Genomic DNA, 19,029 nt, shown 5'->3' with positions numbered 1-19,029 from the left:
TTTTGATGGTAGATAAACAGGCCTTTACCACACGTTATCCCCTAATAACATTGAAAAAAACAGTTTAGCAAGGCAATTTGCTAAACTGTTTTTTGGTTGCACCATCATTAAAACTAATTTTTACGGAAAACGTGGGAACTGACCAAAGTCAGGTGTACGCTTTTCTTTAAACGCATCGCGTCCTTCCTTCGCTTCATCAGATGTATAATAGAGTAATGTTGCATCCCCAGCAAATTGTTGGATGCCTGCTAAGCCGTCTGTATCAGCGTTCATGGCCGCTTTTAGGAAGCGCAGTGCTGTTGGTGATTTTTCAAGCATTTCATTACACCATTGGATTGTTTCTTCCTCTAGTTTTTCCAATGGAACAACAGTGTTCACTAGCCCCATATCAAGTGCTTCCTGTGCATTATATTGACGGCATAGATACCAAATTTCACGGGCTTTTTTATGTCCGATAATACGCGCTAAATAACCAGAACCATAGCCTGCATCAAAGCTGCCAACCTTTGGACCTGTCTGACCAAAGATAGCATTTTCAGCCGCGATTGTTAAATCACAAATGACATGTAAAACATGGCCACCGCCAATCGCGTAACCCGCCACCATTGCCACAACAGGCTTTGGAATCACACGAATTAGACGCCGTAAATCAAGAACATTTAAGCGGGGAATATTATCTTTTCCTACATAGCCACCATGACCACGCACTTTTTGGTCGCCACCAGAACAAAACGCTTTATCACCAGCACCAGTTAAAATAATGACACCAACATCAGAGTCATCACGGGCATCAGCAAAAGCATCAATCATTTCCGCTACTGTTAAAGGTGTAAAAGCATTGTGTACGTGCGGACGATTAATCGTAATTTTTGCAATGCCATTGTATGTTTCATAAAGAATTTCTTCATATTTACCTGGATATTTGGCTACCCATTCTACTGCCATGTTACTACCTCCTAAATTATGTATAATGGTGAACTATTTAAAAATTCCACATAAATAGTCCCTTACTATTTTACCAAATAATTCTCTTTGTTCCACATGAATTGCATGTCCAGCGTCGTTTATAATGAAAATTTTTGAATTTGGAAGGCGCTTGTGCATTTCCTGATTTATATGACAAAACTTCTCGTCGAGTTCCCCTGCTAATAAAAGAACTGGCTTCCTTACTTCTGAAAGCTTGTCCCACCATGAAGGCTGGACACCTGTTCCCATTCCGCGCAGGCTTCCCGCTAGGCCAACACTGCTATTTTGTAAGCGTTGCGCGCGAATCGCTTGCTTTTCTTCCTCTGACAGCTTTTTCTCTTGTGTAGAAAACAGCGGTATTTTCCCCCAATAGTCAACGAACGCACGAATACCTTCCCGTTCAATTTGATTAGCCAAAAGATTGTCGTTCTCGCTTCTTGTGAGCCGCTCCACTTCTTTTTCCAATCCCGGCGAACTGCTTTCTAAAATAAGCGAAAGAACATGTTCAGGATATAAAATTGAAAAAGATAAAGCAAGCCGCCCACCCATTGAATAGCCTAACACAGATGTCTTCGTAATCTCTAAATGCTGCAGGATACCTTTTAAGTCACAAGCAACCTTTTCAATATCATAACGTCTAAAATCTTCAGGATGATCTGTTCTTCCATGCCCGATAATATCTACCAAAATCAACGTGAACGACCGGCTCCACTCCTCGACAAATGGGTCCCATGTTTCTAGCGAACCGGTAAATCCATGTAAAAGAAGCAAAGGCTCTCCATGACCAATGACTTTTACATAATAATTGACATCATTCACGTTAATGAACATCAACTTCACCTAAATCCAAGCTTTGCTTGATTTTTTGATTAGCGATGTTCCAAATTTTCCGATGCTTCGCCACATTTAAAGACCGGTCTGTGCGGACTTCTATGACATTTAGACCACCAACATTCTTGCAGTTCTTTATCGCTTCCGAAAGTTCATCCCAGTGATTAATACGGGTAAAATGACCATTATACATTTTGACAACATAGCTAAAATCAAGCCCCAATGGCGTTCCAAACAGCATTTCAAAGTTTTTAGGATGCTCACTTTGCGGCAAGAACGAAAAAATCCCTCCGCCTTCATTATTAATAATCACGATGGTTGCATTTAATTGATACAGCTTTGCTGCCAATAAACCATTTAAATCATGATAAAAAGTCAAATCCCCTAAAAGAAGGACAAGAGGCTCTCCTACGGTGCTCACTCCAAGTGCCGTTGAAATTGTACCATCTATCCCATTTGCACCGCGATTAGCCATAATCCTTATATTTCGCTCATTATTTAAGAAAAAGCTATCGACATCGCGGATTGGCATACTATTGCCAACAAACAATGTAGAATGGTCTGGTAAACTATTAGCAATTCTGAGCACGACCTGACCTTCAAATTCTTCTTCTTCATTTCCAAAGGTGCGAAGGACATCCCCAGCGATACTGTCAGCTGTTATCCAATGTTCAATCCACCGCATATCAGTTGCCTTATGAGTTTTAAAAAACTCAACCGCAGCCAAGTCTTTGCAAAAGAGCACTGGATTACAATGGATAACTTCGGTTGCCAGCAGTGTCGGATCACGCCATAACCCATCCCCATCAATGATGATTTGTTTAATCTGTGGATTTTTTTTCAAAAATAATAAAACAGCCTTAGAAACTGGCATTGCTCCAAACCGGATGACAACATCTGGAATAAGAGTCTTTGATATGTATTCATCACGCAAAAACGCATCATAGCTGTCAATCACTAAATTTTTATTATGCCCCCCACAGCGTAGTTGCGATAATGGGTCAGCAAGTATCGGGAATCCTAATGTTTCCCCAAGCTTCACGACCTCTTCTGCAAAACAAGGCATGTCTAATGGTCCACAAACGATTATGCCCCGCTTCACTTCCTGCAACTCAAGTGCCAACCGTTCTAAATCAGGCACGCTTAAAACCCTTTTTGTTTGTGATGCTTTAATGAATTGCTGTCTATTTTCCAGTCCGCTTTCCCAAATGGTATCATCCTCCAAATTTGGCACAAGCGGTTCTCGAAACGGAAAATTCAAATGAACTGGGCCACTAGGGCCTGTCAGCGAAGTAGAAACAGCCCTTGCTGCCACCGTTCGCACGTAACGAAGCATTTCTCGCCTTTCCTCGGGCAAAGCCATTTCCACAAACCATTTTACTTGTTTTCCAAAAAAATCAAGTTGATCAATTGCTTGCGGCGCCCCAATATCTCTTAGTTCATGAGGACGATCAGCTGTCAAAACAATGAGCGGCACCTGCGCTTCCTTTGCTTCTACTACTGCCGGCATATAGTTGGCTACAGCTGTTCCAGATGTACAAACAATCGCCACTGGCTCCCGCCTTGCTTTTGCAATTCCTAACGCAAAAAATGCGGCTGAACGTTCATCAACATTCAACCACACCTTTAAGTTCGGATGATCGGCTGCTAACATCGCAATAGGGGTCGATCTTGATCCTGGGCTTACGACAATATGTTTAACATTTGACCGTACTAATTCATCTAAAAAAGCCGCTACATATACAGTTAATGCCTTATTTGAGTTCATTGCATGATCCCCCTAATGCTGAGAGCATCGGCTTAAATTTTATTTGTGTTTCCTTATATTCACTTATAGGATTTGAATTGCCAACAATTCCGCATCCAGCAAATAAGGAGGCTTCCCGCCCTTGCAATAACCCTGAACGGATGCCGACAGCAAACTCACCGCTGCCATTGCCATCAAGCCAACCAATTGGACCGGCATACAGGCCACGGTCTAATTGTTCAATTTCCCTTATTTTTTGAAGTGCTTCCGCGCGAGGATATCCACCTAGAGCAGGGGTAGGATGAAGTTTTTCAACAAGCGTTAATAAGGAAATACCATCTTTTACTCTCCCTACTACAGGCGTATATAAATGTTGAATATCGCGAAATTTATATAAAGCAGGTTGTTCGGGGATTTCCACTTGTTCACAGCCCTGTTCAAAAGCAGACTTAATCGCACGAACAACAACCTCATGTTCATGTAGATTTTTTTCATCGTGCAAAAGCTCATGACCTAATTTGTCGTCTTCCATTGCCGTTTTCCCTCTCGCAATCGACCCAGCTAAACAAGTGGTAAATGCCTCATCACCCTCTTTTTTAATTAAACGCTCCGGTGATGCCCCAATAAAGCAATCTTCGCCACTTTCAATTGCAAAAATATAGCTTGATGGCTGTTCTTTTTGCAGACGGTTTAATATTTCCTCAGGAATAAAAGGCCATTCACTTTTTACCCTGATTTCCCGTGCTAGGACTACTTTTTCAATTTCTCCGTGCTTAATTTGATTTGCTACCGTTTCAACCGCTTCCAGCCACTTATCTTTTGAAACCTCAACAATTTTCAAGTCCTGTCCATACAAGCTAATAAACGGAACAGTTGCAGCCTCTAAAAGGGCTCTTTGTTCATTTAGTAAAAGTTCAGCTAGTTCATCTACATTCGTATTTTCATCTACCACGACATTTACCGTAAGCCAATATTCATCATTTGATATCGTTAATAAATGTTGTGGAAGCATCATTTTAGCGGTAGGGAAACTACCCCATAACTTCGTTTTTTCCTTTTTCGGATCGAAAGAAAACGAACCTAGTATAACTGGCCCCACGCCTAACACCCGTTCATTCGGTGCAACGATACTGGCCTTGAGCATTTCCTTCCATTTACTTTCAAGCTGACTAAAGTTGTTGCTATCATTACTTTCAAACGAATAAGCATTGCCAATGCCAACCATAACAAAGTCCCCACTCGGTGCGGACCAGAAAATCCGTTCACCAATGCGGTGTTTTCCCCGTTCATAGAAAGTAACTGGATCTATATGCAAATGTTCAACTTTTGTACTAGTACTAACCAATATAGAGTGAGAAAGAGACTTTGCTTGTTCAACTCCATAAGCGATTTTTTTATGTATTGTACTATGTTGAATCGTTACCACTATTTCTCCCCCTTAAAAAACCATACATCAACTTATTTTAACATACTTCCATGTTATTTACCTGTCAATAGAAGGAAAACTTAATAAATTTCAATTTTAATATAATATGCCCTTGTCAATTTGTGCATATTCTCTTAAAACCATTGACACTTTTTGACCATTTTCCTACACTTATATAGTGACATGGCCAAATTGTGCAATGTGTATCTTTTCAATTTTTTTATAAAATAAATGTATAGGGTATTTTGAGCTTGTCGAAAGGGGGCCAACTGAAATTATATGGAGGTAAAAATTCCAAACCAACAACTAGAACTTAAAAAGAAGAGCATTTGGCAAATTTGGTATCGCCAATTACGACCGCACACATTAACGGCGGCATTTGTTCCTGTTTCCATTGGGACGGCGTTAGCATTGCTAGATGGTTTTATCAATATGCCGTTATTTTTGGCCATGCTTTTAGCAAGTATTCTAATTCAAGCAGCCACGAATTTATTTAATGAATACTATGACTATAAACGCGGCCTTGATCATGCCGAATCGATTGGAATTGGCGGAGGAATTGTTCGCGATGGGATTGCTCCTAAAACGATTCGTAATGTTGCCATTGGCTTTTTTGCGATAGCTATTCTTCTTGGTTTTTATATTTGTGCCAGCTCAAGTTGGTGGATTGCCGCTATCGGAATTATTTGTATGTTTACTGCCTATTTTTATACTGGCGGTCCATACCCGATTGCCTATTCACCCTTCGGGGAAATCGTTGCCGGCTTTTTTATGGGGGTTGTCATTATCCTCATTTCATATTTTATCCAATCTGGCTCTATTTCATTAAAAAGTTTTTTAATTTCCATTCCAATTTCGATTTTAATTGGTGCGATTTTGCTTTCTAATAATATTCGTGATTTAGATGGCGATAAAAAAAGCGGACGCCGCACATTGGCGATTCTCATTGGCAGAGAAAATGCAGTTAAATTTTTAGCTGGAATGTTTGTTGTTTCCTTTATTTGGATTATCGCCCTTGTGGCTACTAGTATTGTGTCACCATGGCTTTTAATTGTTTTCGCTAGTCTTCCAAAAGCATTTCAAGCCGTGCGCGGATTCAAAGGCAAAACATTGCCGATACAGATGATGCCAGCCATGAAGGCAACCGCACAAACAAATACACATTTCGGATTTCTCGTCGCCTTCGGTTTATTGTTAAGCTACTGGATGTAACGTGTTTAGCATACGATTTTTGAATCGTATGCTTTTTTTATGCAAATACTACATTTGAAAACGAATTTTAAGTCAAAAGGAGCGTTTATGATGCTTACTCCTAATGAGCTTTTAGCTTTAAAAAAACAATTGCGACAGCGAAAAGAAGAAATAACTAGAGAATTAAGGGCAACAGATTATTTTGACATAGAGCGGGCATTCGAAACTGATTCAGTTGGCGAGCTTTCCCGTTATGATAACCACCCAGCCGATACAGCGACAGATCTTTATGAACGTGAAAAAGATAGCGCACTTGTCGAACATTTTGAAAAAGAACAAAAGGACATTGACCATGCCCTCGCAAATATCGACAATGGTACGTATGGAGTATGTGAAAAATGCGGCAAAGAAATACCAGAAGAACGCTTAAAAGCATTGCCTACAGCAACCCATTGTATTGAGCATACCCCTGATAAAATCGTCTCACACGGGCGTCCCGTTGAAGAAAAAATATTAATGCCTCCCTATGGTCAATTTGAATATGATGAGCGGGATGCAACCCTTTATGATGCAGAGGATTCATGGCAAGATGTGGCTAGATATGGCACATCTGAAACACCGTCCGACTTTTTTGACCAAAACATGCTCGATTATAATGACATGAACATCGAAGAAGATGAAAACATTGGCTATGTGGAAGATATTGAAAGCTTTATTGGAACCGATATTGAAGGGAAAGAGATAAAAATTTATCCTAATGCGGTACACCAGCTTTATGAGGAACAGCTTGATTCAGAGGATGCTATGTCGGTAACTGGCAATCTTGGTGCTACTGACCTAGAAGTTTTTGAAGATAAGGGATAAAATTTAAACAAGCACTGTCATTTGACAATGCTTGTTTTTATTTTTACTTCACTATAAATACTGGACAATTTGCACGCTGTACTACAAAATGACTTGTGCTTCCTAAAAACATTTCTTTTATACCGCTTAGACCTCTACTGCCCATTACGATTAAATCGCAGCTAATATGGTTAGCATGTTCAACAATCATTCTGCCTGGATTACCTTCTAGGACAACTGTTGACTTTTTATTTGGAATTGTAGTTAATTTATCCTTTACATCTTTCAGAATCTTTTCGGCATTTTCTCTAATTTCATTAATAAGCTCTTGATTATAAATACCATAGCTTCCCATCGACGTTGCTGTTGGAGGATTTGAGACAGCTACAACAGTTAATTCGATTCTTTCATCTTGTTTTGCAAGGGACATAGCTATGTCCAATGCTTTTTTACTTAACTCTGAGCCATCGTAAGCTACTAGAATCCGAGAATAAAAGGTTAACATTTGTATCACTCCATTTCTTTTATATTTTTTATTTTATAGCAGAAACGGGGCATAAATACATTGTAAATCTGAACTTTTTTAGAGAGTTTCTATTTGGCTACTTTTGCTCGCTTGGAGCAGGCTCTTGTAACAACTCTTCAAGTCCTGGCATTTTTTCAGCATTTTTTGCTTCCTCAGGAAGTACAATATCTATTACTTTGTTGAAATTTGAATACGAAAAATCCATTGCATATTGAATACTCTCAAATGGTATTACTTCGTCCTTTAATCCACCTAATTTCATTTCATATTCAATTGTTTGACGTGTTGGAAGCATTGTATTTTCATCAATCCACATGTATCCTGTCATTGCCATTTCAAGATCTGGCAAGTCCCCAAAGCTTGATAGCATCGCTTCTGATTGCTCATTAAATACAGTACCCATCATATCAATAATCTCTTTAAAAGAAGTTATCTTTCCGCTATAAGCTAGTTTATAATGGTTCGTACCATTCAACTTTTCCATTCCTAAATCACGATAGAAGAAATACTTCCGATTTAAATCATTCATTACATTCATATTGTCTTCCGTCATCTTCATAAGATCTTTAAACGTAAACGGCATAGATGCGCTCATATCAATCCATTGTTCCTCGCCAGTAAGCGGGTCAGGCATTTTCATGAAAATTCCTTCTGGAACATAGTATTGCTCCATCACCATTTCCAATTGTTCATTTGTCATTGGATTAGGAATTTTTGTAGTAATCGTTTGTTTCATGCCCTTTTCTTTGTTAAAGCTTAGGGCACTATTCATTTTCATACTAGCTGGCATTTCCGGAATTTTAGGAGTTCCCTCTTTCATCGTGAATCCCATAGTTATTGTTGCATTCGCTTGATACGAATTTTGTTGATTTTGAGCAACCGTCATTTTATCTACTAATTCAAGTGCACTATCATCACTAGTTAATGCTTTGGAAATAACCTCTTGCGCTTTTTCCAATGTAAGTGCTTCATTGTTCTCAAAATTAATACCATATTTAGCAGTTAAAGCTGACTGTGCATCACCTTTAATAGCGAGAATACGAGCTACGATTGTACTTGCTTCCGCTGGGGTAATTTTTTCATTTGGTTTAAAAGTTCCATCCCCAAAACCAGTAACGATTTTCTTATCCTTTAATATTTTAGCTGCTTGTGCATATGGTGAATCAGCGGAAATATCTTTAGGCAGTTCAGCCTTTATATTCGCTGCATCATACTTAAGATGGTCGACAACCAGCTTGAAAAATTGACCACGCGTAACAGCTTGGTCATCATTGGCACTTGCTGTTGAAAGTGGTACAACTAGCAATAATGCTGACAGCAATAACATCATTAATTTCTTCATAAAAAAGCCTCCTTGTAGTCTAATAAATTCTAATACATTTATATTTTACCATAATATGAACCTAGTATTTATACAATTTAGTGAAATTGGGAAAATATCCCCATTATAAAAGATTATACTTTCATATTAGTACAAAAAAAGATACCGAAGCATTTGCATTCAGTACCCTTATAGTTGCATTATATTGACCTAGTAACTCCCCAAATTTCATCAGCATATTCTTGTATTGTGCGGTCGCTTGAAAAGCGTCCTGATTTAGCAATATTGACAATGCTTTTTTCTAACCAGCCATCTCGATCCTTGTAAGCTTCCCCAAGTCTTTCATGGGATTGAACATAGGAGGAAAAATCCTTTAAAACGAAGAATTCATCGTTTTGCACTAAAAGTGAATCATAAATCGTTTCAAATTCATGGGCCGGAACAGGGAAGAAGCCATTGACTAACTGATTAATGACTTGATTCAACCATTTGTCATGATGATAATACTCAATTGCCCGATATCCGCCATTTCTTTGATAAGCAAGTACTTGGTCAGCTGTCAAGCCAAATGTAAAGATGTTATCCGCACCAACTTCTTCAAAGATTTCAACATTTGCTCCATCCATTGTCCCAAGCGTAATAGCGCCATTCATCATAAATTTCATATTTCCAGTACCAGACGCTTCTTTACTTGCTGTCGATATTTGCTCACTAACATCGGCAGCAGGAATAATAATCTCAGCTAAGGAAACACGATAGTTTTCCACAAAAATAACCTTTAATAGATCTTTTGTTTTCGGGTCATTGTTAACCATACTAGCCAACGTATTAACCAACTTGATGATTTTTTTTGCATAATAATATCCTGGGGATGCTTTTGCCCCAAAGATAAATGTCCGTGGTGCAATTGAAAAATTACTATCCTCACGCAAGCGGTTATATAAGTACATGATGTGTAAAATATTCAATAATTGGCGCTTGTAGGCGTGAAGCCTTTTCACTTGAACATCAAAAATAGACTTTTCATCTACAGAAATTCCTGTTAATTGCTCAATCCTCTCAGCAAAGGCAAGCTTTTTCTTTTGTTTAACTTCAAAAATCTTTTCCTTGAAGCTAGCATCTTTGGAAAACGGGAGTAGCGCTGATAAATGTTCTGGCTTTGCAATCCATTTATCCCCAATCGCTTCAGAAATAGTCTGTGTAAGCTCCGGATTCGACTTCATCAACCAGCGGCGATGTGTGATTCCGTTCGTCTTATTATTAAATTTCTCTGGATAATATTCATAAAACAACTTCATTTCGCGCTCTTTCAAAATATCTGTATGAATTTTCGCTACACCATTCACACTATGGCTGCCAACAATTGCTAAGTGCGCCATTTTGATAACGCCATGGGCAATAATCGCCATCTCCTCAATGCGCTTCCAATCCCCCGTAAACTTTTCCCATAGCTTGCGGCAATAACGCTCATTAATTTCTTCAACAATCATATAAATCCGTGGCAAAAGCGGCTTAAAAATTGATATCGGCCATTTTTCCAATGCTTCGGATAATGTTGTATGATTCGTATAAGAAATCGTGTTTATCGTAATATTCCAAGCTTCATCCCAACCCATGCCATGCTCATCCATGAAGATTCTCATCAGTTCTGGAATTGCTAGGACAGGATGGGTGTCATTAATATGGATGGCTACATTGTTATGGAAATCGTTTAAATGATCATGGTTTTTTAAATAAGCTCTAATAATGCTTCGGAGGCCTGCAGAAACAAGAAAATATTGCTGCTTTAACCGTAAAATTTTCCCCTCGAGATGGGAATCATCTGGGTATAGGAATTCCGATATCGCTTCTGTGTCACGCTTATATTTCATAACATCGCCTTTTTCAGGACGAAATTGTGAAGGCTCAGCGCTCCATAGCCTGAGTGTATTAATTGTCTTATTTTCATAGCCAATCACAGGCATATCATAGGGTACGGCTGTCACTGTTTCCGCATTTACATGATGAAACATCAGCGGACCATTTCCATATGATACTTGTACTTCCCCGCCAAATTTAACTTCAATGGATTGGCTTGCTTTTCTGATTTCCCATACGTTTCCGTTTCTTAGCCATTGCTCAGGCAATTCTACTTGATAGCCATCAATAATTCGTTGGTCAAATAACCCATGCTTATAGCGAATGCCTATCCCATGACCTGGCAAGGAAAGGGAGGCCAAAGAGTCTAGGAAACAGGCGGCAAGACGCCCTAAACCGCCATTACCAAGCCCTGCATCCACTTCTTGTTCTTCGACCTCTTGTAAATCTACACCAAGCTCTTTTAAACCCGCTGCTACTACTTCTTGAACCCCTAAATTTAGTAGATTGCTTCCTAATAATCTCCCTAAAAGGAATTCAATGGAAAAATAGTAGGCTTGTTTTTTCTGATTCGCCCGATTTCTTTCATTTGTTTCAATCCAAGCGTGACTTACATATTCACGAATCATTTGGCCTAATGTATTATACAACTCGGGCAAAGTTGACTCTTCAAAGCTTTTACCATACATAATTTCATATTTTTCAAGGAAATACTGCTTAAAAGCATCTTTACTTGAGAACATTTGTATTACTCTCCCCTTTACCTTGCAAATTCAACATGAGACACTATGATGCTCAGTATTGGTCTTGGTTAAGATAACTGTAAATTTCATGATATTTTTGGGCTGATTGAAACCAGCTATAATCTTGAGCCATAGCTGTTTTAACAAGTTCTTCCCATTCATTCTTTTCATTGAAGAAGGAAAGGGCACGCTCAAACGTGTAAAGCATGTCATGGGCATTAAAATTTTTAAAAGAAAAACCATTGCCGGCTTTTGTAAACTCGTTATATGCTGTGACCGTATCATTAAGGCCACCTGTTTCACGAACAATCGGTATCGTTCCATAACGCAAAGCAATTAATTGGCCTAAACCGCACGGCTCAAATTTAGATGGCATTAAAAATAAATCTGAACCGGCATATACTTTATGGGCTAATTCCTCATTAAAACCAATATATGCACGAACTTTTTTTCTGTTCGAGCTTTCCATTTCCCTAAAAAAGTCTTCAAATTCATAATCACCTGTGCCAAGAACAATAAACTGAATATCATGACTTATCATTTCATTAAAAACTCTTTTTACAAGGTCCAATCCCTTTTGCTTTGTCAACCTTGAAATAATTGAAATGACAGGAATATTGGCGTTCTCCTCTAAAGCAAACATTTTTTGCAGATGCAGTTTATTTTTCACTTTACGTTTAACCGTGTTTTCATCATAGTTCTCAATAATCAAAGGATCGGCACTTGGATTATAAATTTCGGCATCAATCCCATTCAAAATCCCTTTTAAAGCGGTATGTCTGGAACGAAGCAACCCATCTAATTTTTCCCCGTAATATGGCATTTGGATTTCATTCATATAGGTTGGGCTCACCGTTGTTATTAAATCTGATGAAACAATCGCTGCTTTCATAAAATTCACACAACCGTAAAACTCCAGCTGTTCATCAAAATAGGAATCGTCCAAATTTAGCAAGTCTCCCAAAATTTCTCTTGGAAAAATACCTTGGAATTGCAAATTATGGATAGTGAATATAGTACGTATAGTAGCATATTCCTCAAACTCTCGATATTGGGCATTTAACAAAAATGGCACCATCCCAGTATGCCAATCATGACAATGAAGTATATTAGGACTAAATTCTAAATATGGAATAGCATTTAAAGCTGCCCGACAGAAAAAGGAAAATCGTTCACCGTCATCATAATGCCCGTACATAGTATCCCGCTTAAAATAGTACTCATTGTCTAAAAAATAATAAACAATACCATCTTGCTCCAATTTTTCGATTCCACAGTATTGGTTGCGCCAATTTAATTGCACATTAAACTCAGCTACTTTTTCCATTCTATCTTTAAACTGCTTCCCTATGGTACCGTATTTGGGCATCATCACTCGAACGTCACACCCTAGTTTCTTTAACTCCTTTGGCAAGGCACCGGCAACATCGGCAAGGCCTCCAGATTTAATAAATGGTACACATTCAGAAACTACAAACAATATGTTCACGAATTCATCAGCGCTCCTTGTACACTACCCTTTGGAATAACTATAGGTGATTCTGCATAACCATTTAATCTCACATGGTTATCAATCGTAACATCTTTATCAAGAATCACATGTTCAAGCATGGCTCCTTCACCAATTTGGCTCTTTTGCATAATAATGCTGTTTTTCACGACTGCACCTTTCGCAATTTTAACGCCACGGAAAATGATGCTATTTTCCACATGACCTTCGATAATGCAACCATTCGCTATTTGCGCGTTTCGAACAATGGCATCCTTGCTATAACGTGTCGGTGGCTCGTCTTTAACTTTTGTATAAATTGGATTTTCCCTCGAAAATAAATGCTCCATAATTTTCGGCTGTAATAGTTCAAGACTGTGACGATAGTAATCATTAATTGAGTTAATAATTGCCGCATAGCCATCATACTCGTAAGTATGGCATGTTAACTTTTGTGGAAAATGATTAATTACATCATAAAGCGTGTAATGAGAATCATCCCGCTCCGAATCTAGCAGCTCTAGCAATAATGTTTTTTTCAAAATATACATTCCAAGACTTTCACCATTTTGGCAAATTTCCGTTATATCAGCATTTGTTTCAATATGACGGTTTAAGACAACATTAAAATCGAGATTGCAGACCGTGTTGCTCTGAACAATGACTGCATATTCTTGAGTGCTTCTATGAAAATAGTCTTTATGATGCTTAAAGTAGTGCAAGACTGACGCTAAATGATCATTTTGTGAATTAAATGGAGGCGGAAAGAAAAACAAGCCGTCTCTTTTTCTATTTAAATCCCAATCTTTACCGGAACCAAGATGGTCCATTAAAGAGCGGTACTGATATTTAGGAAAAATCGCTACACTTTGTACACCAGAGTTTACTAAATTTGATAATGCAAAATCAATTAGCCGATACCGTCCCCCAAATGGAACTGCTGCAACTGAGCGCATCATCGTAAGTTCTTTTAAATCGCCAAAACATGTTGTCGCGTCAATTAACCCTAACATCGTATTTCTCAATTTACCGTCACCCCTAACAGCTAATTTTCTCTTCTGCTACTAATACAATCTGACCTTTTTTCTCTGGTAAGATGATTCGGTTATCTTCTATCACCATGTCGCTTGCGATAATCGCATTTTCGATTCGACAATTCGCGCCGATTCTTGCCCCTGGCATAATGACAGAGTCCTTTACGACAGTATCTATGCCAATATGTACACGGGGAAATAACACAGAGTGCTCAACGGTTCCATACACCAGACAGCCCTCATTTACCAACGACTGATGGACGATTGCCGTTGGTGCAATATATTGCGGCGGCTGGTTTGGATTGACAGAATATATTCTCCAATTATAATCATTTAAATCAAGCTCAGGTTGATCCTCTAGAAGATCCATATTAGCCTCCCATAAGCTTTTGACTGTACCAACATCCTTCCAATAGCCTTTGAACGGATAGGCAATAAGCTTAAGTCCTTCTTCAAGCATGAGCGGAATAATATCTTTACCAAAATCGTGGCTGGATTCAGCATTGCGGTCATCCATTTCTAAGTAGTTACGCAATGTTGACCATTTAAAAATATAGATACCCATCGAAGCCAAATTGTTTTTTGGATTTTCTGGTTTCTCTTCAAATTCTGTAATATCCAAATCTTCATTTGTATTCATGATTCCGAAGCGACTTGCTTCATCCCACGGAACTTCAATAACTGAAATCGTAGCGTCTGCCCCTCTCTCTACATGGTAATCTAACATTTTCGAATAATCCATTTTGTAAATATGATCGCCTGATAGGATAAGTATATGTTCTGGATCATAATGATCAATATAATTTATATTTTGAAAAATGGCATTGGCTGTTCCACGGTACCAGCGACCGCCATCTTGCTCCATATATGGCGGTAATACCGTTACCCCACCATCTCTTCTGTCCAAGTCCCAAGCACTGCCAATCCCTATATATGAATTCAAAACTAAAGGCTTATATTGAGTCAAAACCCCTACTGTAAATATTTCGGAGTTCGTACAATTGCTTAAAGGAAAATCAATAATACGATATTTGCCACCAAAGGGAACAGCCGGCTTTGCTAGATTTCTAGTTAATAAACTTAAACGGCTGCCTTGACCACCAGCTAGCAGCATTGCAATACATTTTTTTCGACGCATTTACTCTTCTCTCCTTTATTTTTGAACTTTCACCTTAATCAAATCATATCTAGGAAAGGCTTTATGCTTACTAAGCTTATACATCCTACCAATTTTTTTGGTTGGTTTTAATATTGAAATACCAAAAGGTGGGATTTCCATCGAAATTACATATGGTTGACCATGCCAAGTTTGCTTTTTGCTACGAAGCTTTTGGTGATTAACTTTGCCTGAGCCGCCATATTCAATTTCATCGCTAGAAAACACTTCAACGTATGAGGCATTTAATGGAACACCGACCTTATAGTCATGATACACTACTGGTGTAAAGTTACAAACAATAACTAAAAAATCACTTTTATTTTTTGATTTTCTAATAAATGATAAAATGCTTTGTTCATTATTATCAGGGTCAACCCACTGAAAGCCGTCCCATGTCAAATCAAGCTCCCATAGCGATTTTTCTTGTTTATAAAATCGCAAAAGCTCTTTAGTATATGCATCCATTTTGCTGTGCATGTCATAATCTAACAAAAACCAATCGTTTTGTTCCAAATCCTTCCATTCGTCAAATTGGCCAAATTCCGCACCCATAAAAACTAATTTTTTTCCTGGGTGTGCCATCAGATATCCATATAATAAACGAAGCTGAGCAAACTTCTGCCAATAATCACCAGGCATTTTGTTTAATAATGACTTTTTACCGTGGACCACTTCATCATGTGAAAATGGAAGGATGAAATTTTCCGAATGAGCATATAAAAGTGAAAATGTCAGTAAGTTATGATGGTACTTGCGATAAATCGGATCAAGCTCCATATATTCAAGGACATCATTCATCCAGCCCATATTCCATTTATAGTTGAATCCTAGCCCACCACTGTCTGTCGGGGCTGTCACCAATGGCCACTCTGTTGAATCCTCGGCAATCATTAGAGCTTCAGGATTAAACTTGAATACTTGTTCATTAAGAGTTCTTAAGAAAGCTACTGCATATGGATTTTCTTGTATTTTCCCTTCGCCATTCATATCCCAATAAAGCATATTAGCAACAGCATCAACACGGAGACCATCAATATGATAGACATCCATCCAGAAAATGGCGTTTGAAATTAAAAAGCTTTGGACCTCAGTTTTACCTAAGTCAAAATTTGCCGTTCCCCAAACGTCATTTTGCATAACATATGGGTTGTTATACTCATAGGTTGGCTTCCCATCAAATAAATGAAGGCCATGAGCATCCTTACAAAAATGTCCAGGTACCCAATCGAGAATAACGCCAATCCCATGTTGATGACATCTGTCCACAAATTCCATAAATTCATGTGGTGTACCATAACGGCTCGTTGCTGAAAAATAGCCTGTCCCTTGATATCCCCATGATCGATCATAAGGATGTTCAACGAGCGGCATTAATTCGATATGGGTATAGCCACGCTCAGCAACATACGGAATTAACTCATCTGCAAGTTCTTTATAAGTTAAAAATTCTCCATCTTCTTTCTTTTTCCACGTCCCTAAATGGGCTTCATAAATAAACATAGGTTCATTGTAAGATGAGTGTTGCTTTTTATAACGATACCACTTGTCATCCGTCCAATTATAGTTTGAAAGATTGTAAACAATGGAGGCTGTATGTGGGCGCTTTTCAGAATAAAATGCAAAGGGATCACTTTTTCTTAAAATACGGTCATCCGTTGTCGTAATTTCATATTTATACAACGTTCCTTCTGACAGACCTGGGAAAAAGTTAGTCCAGATACCTTCATTGTTCATCTTTTCCAATTGGTAATGGTCCCCACTCCAATCATTGAAATCTCCAATTAAACATACTTTCGACGCATGTGGAGCCCAAACTGTAAAACGAACACCTAAAACACCATTTTCATTGCGAATATGTGCACCAAAGGTTTTATAGCTTTGAAAAAGTTCCCCTAGATGAAATAGATAGGCATCATACTCAGTTGGATGGGATATTACCATAATTTCAAACCACTCCTTACTAACACAGTCTTGTTGTTATATTATCTATCACAAACTATATTCAAGAAGTATGCATGAAAATCCTTTATATAAATGTAAATAATATGTAAAATTAAACAAAACCGCCACAAATTTGTTAAAAATTTGTACGTTATCATAAAAAAAGAGAAGACACCTACATGCCTTCTCTCAAAAAATATGTACCCTACATGAGGATATGTCTTCCAACCAATTTCTATTATAGCAAAACAGCTAAAATGCTACAATCATTACTTTTTTAGTTGCATTAGGGAATTGGCGGTAATTTTGTCCTTTTCTACATTTTTTGCAGGAAATTCACTTTTAATAGCGAATTTAATTTCAATAGCAATTTCATTTATAGCAATTTAATTTCTCACAAGGGGGCTCATATGATGGAAGTCAATTTAAAAGTATTAATAGTTGATGATTCAATATTAATCCGAAAAAAGCTAAAAAGCATACTTGAAAAATGTCAATGTAAAACTATTTCTGAAGCTGAAAATGGGGCAAAAGCGATTGAGATGGTTAAGCAGGAACAGCCTGATTTAGTGTTTTTAGACATTGTCATGCCTGATAAAGATGGGATTGAAGCCCTGACAGAAATAAGAGAACTTAACCCTGCGATTAAAGTTGTGATGGCTTCATCAGCTGGTACACAAGCACATCTAAAAAAAGCGCTTGAACTTGGCGCTTATGATTTTATTCAAAAACCAGTTACATTAGAAGCGGTTGCAAATATTATTGAAAAAATAATAACAGAATAACGTTATTAGAAAATAATACATAGTGAGTGGGGGTAAAGCAATGTTTAGCCAATATTTCGGGCAGTATTTATTAAATAATAGTTTAATCACAAATGAACAATTAAAGGATGCCTTACAACTTCAAGCATCAACACATGTTAAATTGGGCGTACTTTCTGTAAATGCAGGATTTATGAATTCCAGCCAAGTTGATGAGGTTCACGAAAAACAAAAGCAAGTTGATAAAAGATTTGGGGAAATAGCGATTGACCTTGGGTATCTTACTGAAGAACAACTAGACCAACTACTTTCAGGCCAAAAACAAAATCATCTCATTCTTGGACAAGCGCTTGTTGACTGTGGCTATATGAATATCGATCAATTTTCCACGGCCCTAAATAATTATAAAAAAGAACATAGTTTATCAGATGAACAATTTGAGGCAATAAAAAGTGGCGATATTGATACATTAGTAGACACAACCATTGAATTAGGCGAAACAGCAAATAAAGAATTATATTCAAATTATTTATCATTATTAGCAAAAAATCTTATTCGCTTTATTGATGACCAAGTGAGGCTGGAAGCAAAACAATTGAATGGTGATCAATATCAAGCGCAGTGGTATGTTTCACAAGTAATTAAAGGGGACCAAAATTTATCTACAGGGCTAGGATGTGACGAGGATACTTTTATTAAGTTCGCTTCTATCTATTCCGAAGAAACGCTTTCCGAAGTTGATGAGTTAGCAAAAGATTCGGTTAGTGAATTTTTGAATTTACATAACGGGATTTATTTAGTGAATATGTCGAACCGCGGCATAGAGCTAAATATGGAGCCCCAGCAGATTCAAGAAAATGTGGTACTTGTGACCAATGGTGCAAACGAAAATAATAGTGTTAAATTGATTGTAACTGCTTATCTGTCATTTGGTACAATTGATATTGCACTTTCGTAAGATTGTAATTTAATATTTTCATAGAAAAAAAGCGGCTAAACTAATGCAGGTAGCCGCTTATTTATGTAGCGACCGTGGTTGCGATTTGGACTTGTTTTCGGGCACCAGCTTGACAGGTTAGTGACCAGGGGGCGATTTTTTCTTGCTTTCGGGCGCTAGATTGCTCGTGTAGTGACCGTAGCGCTGATTTCCACCTGCTTTCGGGCACTAGATTGCTCGTGTAGTGACCGTGG

The 19,029-nt window shown here is 38.1% G+C and carries 15 protein-coding genes; 4 read left to right on the top strand and 11 right to left on the bottom strand.

Annotated elements, in window-relative coordinates; all coding sequences use genetic code 11:
• Positions 1-120: 120 nt before the first annotated feature.
• Genes menB through GX497_05080 form a run of 4 tightly spaced genes read right to left on the bottom strand, consistent with a single transcriptional unit; the run spans position 121 to position 4,970 of the window.
• On the bottom strand, positions 121-945 hold the full coding sequence (gene menB, locus GX497_05095) for a 1,4-dihydroxy-2-naphthoyl-CoA synthase (GenBank protein ID HHY72589.1): 825 nt from the start codon (positions 943-945) through the stop codon (positions 121-123).
• Positions 946-978: 33 nt separating this feature from the next.
• Entirely contained in the window at positions 979-1,797 is an 819-nt protein-coding gene (menH, locus tag GX497_05090) for a 2-succinyl-6-hydroxy-2,4-cyclohexadiene-1-carboxylate synthase (GenBank protein ID HHY72588.1), read from the bottom strand.
• A complete protein-coding gene (menD, locus tag GX497_05085) occupies positions 1,787-3,565 on the bottom strand; it encodes a 2-succinyl-5-enolpyruvyl-6-hydroxy-3-cyclohexene-1-carboxylic-acid synthase (GenBank protein HHY72587.1) in 1,779 nt (592 codons plus the stop codon). The genes menH and menD overlap by 11 nt, the downstream gene beginning before the upstream one ends.
• Positions 3,552-4,970 carry an isochorismate synthase gene (locus GX497_05080; GenBank protein HHY72586.1) on the bottom strand — a complete coding sequence of 473 codons (1,419 nt, stop codon included), beginning with the start codon at positions 4,968-4,970 and terminating at the stop codon, positions 3,552-3,554. The genes menD and GX497_05080 overlap by 14 nt, the downstream gene beginning before the upstream one ends.
• A 279-nt stretch (positions 4,971-5,249) precedes the next feature.
• Between GX497_05080 and GX497_05075 the strand changes: the two genes are divergently transcribed.
• Together GX497_05075 and GX497_05070 are read left to right on the top strand one after the other, a co-directional pair.
• Positions 5,250-6,182, top strand: a complete 933-nt coding sequence (locus tag GX497_05075; protein HHY72585.1) for a 1,4-dihydroxy-2-naphthoate polyprenyltransferase — start codon at positions 5,250-5,252, stop codon at positions 6,180-6,182.
• A 90-nt stretch (positions 6,183-6,272) separates the two neighbouring features.
• On the top strand, positions 6,273-7,025 hold the full coding sequence (locus tag GX497_05070) for a yteA family sporulation protein (GenBank protein ID HHY72584.1): 753 nt from the start codon (positions 6,273-6,275) through the stop codon (positions 7,023-7,025).
• Between the two features lie 43 nt (positions 7,026-7,068).
• Here GX497_05070 and GX497_05065 read toward each other — a convergent pair whose 3' ends face one another.
• From GX497_05065 to glgB, 7 genes are all read right to left on the bottom strand, one after another.
• Positions 7,069-7,509 (bottom strand): universal stress protein, encoded by a 441-nt coding sequence (locus tag GX497_05065; GenBank protein ID HHY72583.1) that lies wholly within the window; start codon positions 7,507-7,509, stop codon positions 7,069-7,071.
• A gap of 97 nt (positions 7,510-7,606) precedes the next feature.
• Positions 7,607-8,872, bottom strand: coding sequence for an S-layer homology domain-containing protein (locus GX497_05060; protein ID HHY72582.1), 1,266 nt, complete (start codon positions 8,870-8,872; stop codon positions 7,607-7,609).
• 179 nt (positions 8,873-9,051) lie between these two features.
• Positions 9,052-11,451 (bottom strand): glycogen/starch/alpha-glucan phosphorylase, encoded by a 2,400-nt coding sequence (locus GX497_05055; GenBank protein HHY72581.1) that lies wholly within the window; start codon positions 11,449-11,451, stop codon positions 9,052-9,054.
• A 52-nt stretch (positions 11,452-11,503) separates the two neighbouring features.
• Positions 11,504-12,940 (bottom strand): glycogen synthase GlgA, encoded by a 1,437-nt coding sequence (glgA, locus tag GX497_05050; protein HHY72580.1) that lies wholly within the window; start codon positions 12,938-12,940, stop codon positions 11,504-11,506.
• Entirely contained in the window at positions 12,937-13,965 is a 1,029-nt protein-coding gene (locus GX497_05045; GenBank protein HHY72579.1) for a glucose-1-phosphate adenylyltransferase, read from the bottom strand. The genes glgA and GX497_05045 overlap by 4 nt, the downstream gene beginning before the upstream one ends.
• Before the next feature lie 13 nt (positions 13,966-13,978).
• On the bottom strand, positions 13,979-15,112 hold the full coding sequence (locus GX497_05040) for a glucose-1-phosphate adenylyltransferase (protein HHY72578.1): 1,134 nt from the start codon (positions 15,110-15,112) through the stop codon (positions 13,979-13,981).
• 15 nt (positions 15,113-15,127) lie between these two features.
• Complete coding sequence (gene glgB, locus GX497_05035) at positions 15,128-17,074, bottom strand: 1,4-alpha-glucan branching protein GlgB (protein HHY72577.1); 1,947 nt, start codon at positions 17,072-17,074, stop codon at positions 15,128-15,130.
• A 413-nt stretch (positions 17,075-17,487) separates the two neighbouring features.
• On the opposite strand from glgB, the gene GX497_05030 reads away from it, so the two are divergent.
• Together GX497_05030 and GX497_05025 are read left to right on the top strand one after the other, a co-directional pair.
• On the top strand, positions 17,488-17,859 hold the full coding sequence (locus GX497_05030; protein HHY72576.1) for a response regulator: 372 nt from the start codon (positions 17,488-17,490) through the stop codon (positions 17,857-17,859).
• 40 nt (positions 17,860-17,899) lie between these two features.
• Positions 17,900-18,796 carry a hypothetical protein gene (locus tag GX497_05025; GenBank protein HHY72575.1) on the top strand — a complete coding sequence of 299 codons (897 nt, stop codon included), beginning with the start codon at positions 17,900-17,902 and terminating at the stop codon, positions 18,794-18,796.
• The last annotated feature ends 233 nt before the right edge of the window (positions 18,797-19,029 follow it).

This window comes from Bacillus sp. (in: firmicutes) (assembly GCA_012842745.1).
Lineage (GTDB): Bacteria > Bacillota > Bacilli > Bacillales > Bacillaceae_J > Schinkia.
The sequence above is the reverse complement of the archived record's forward strand: the minus strand, read 5'-3'. Positions and strand labels throughout refer to the sequence as shown.

Bases quoted from the DNA above. Each gene is read 5' to 3' on its own strand.
- menH (HHY72588.1), bottom strand. From the start codon at position 1,797: ATGTTCATTAACGTGAATGATGTCAATTATTATGTAAAAGTCATTGGT.
- menD (HHY72587.1), bottom strand. From the start codon at position 3,565: ATGAACTCAAATAAGGCATTAACTGTATATGTAGCGGCTTTTTTAGAT.
- GX497_05060 (HHY72582.1), bottom strand. From the start codon at position 8,872: ATGAAGAAATTAATGATGTTATTGCTGTCAGCATTATTGCTAGTTGTA.
- GX497_05025 (HHY72575.1), top strand. From the start codon at position 17,900: ATGTTTAGCCAATATTTCGGGCAGTATTTATTAAATAATAGTTTAATC.
- GX497_05055 (HHY72581.1), bottom strand. From the start codon at position 11,451: ATGTTCTCAAGTAAAGATGCTTTTAAGCAGTATTTCCTTGAAAAATAT.
- glgB (HHY72577.1), bottom strand. From the start codon at position 17,074: ATGGTAATATCCCATCCAACTGAGTATGATGCCTATCTATTTCATCTA.
- GX497_05075 (HHY72585.1), top strand. From the start codon at position 5,250: ATGGAGGTAAAAATTCCAAACCAACAACTAGAACTTAAAAAGAAGAGC.
- menB (HHY72589.1), bottom strand. From the start codon at position 945: ATGGCAGTAGAATGGGTAGCCAAATATCCAGGTAAATATGAAGAAATT.
- GX497_05065 (HHY72583.1), bottom strand. From the start codon at position 7,509: ATGTTAACCTTTTATTCTCGGATTCTAGTAGCTTACGATGGCTCAGAG.
- GX497_05070 (HHY72584.1), top strand. From the start codon at position 6,273: ATGCTTACTCCTAATGAGCTTTTAGCTTTAAAAAAACAATTGCGACAG.
- GX497_05040 (HHY72578.1), bottom strand. From the start codon at position 15,112: ATGCGTCGAAAAAAATGTATTGCAATGCTGCTAGCTGGTGGTCAAGGC.
- GX497_05030 (HHY72576.1), top strand. From the start codon at position 17,488: ATGGAAGTCAATTTAAAAGTATTAATAGTTGATGATTCAATATTAATC.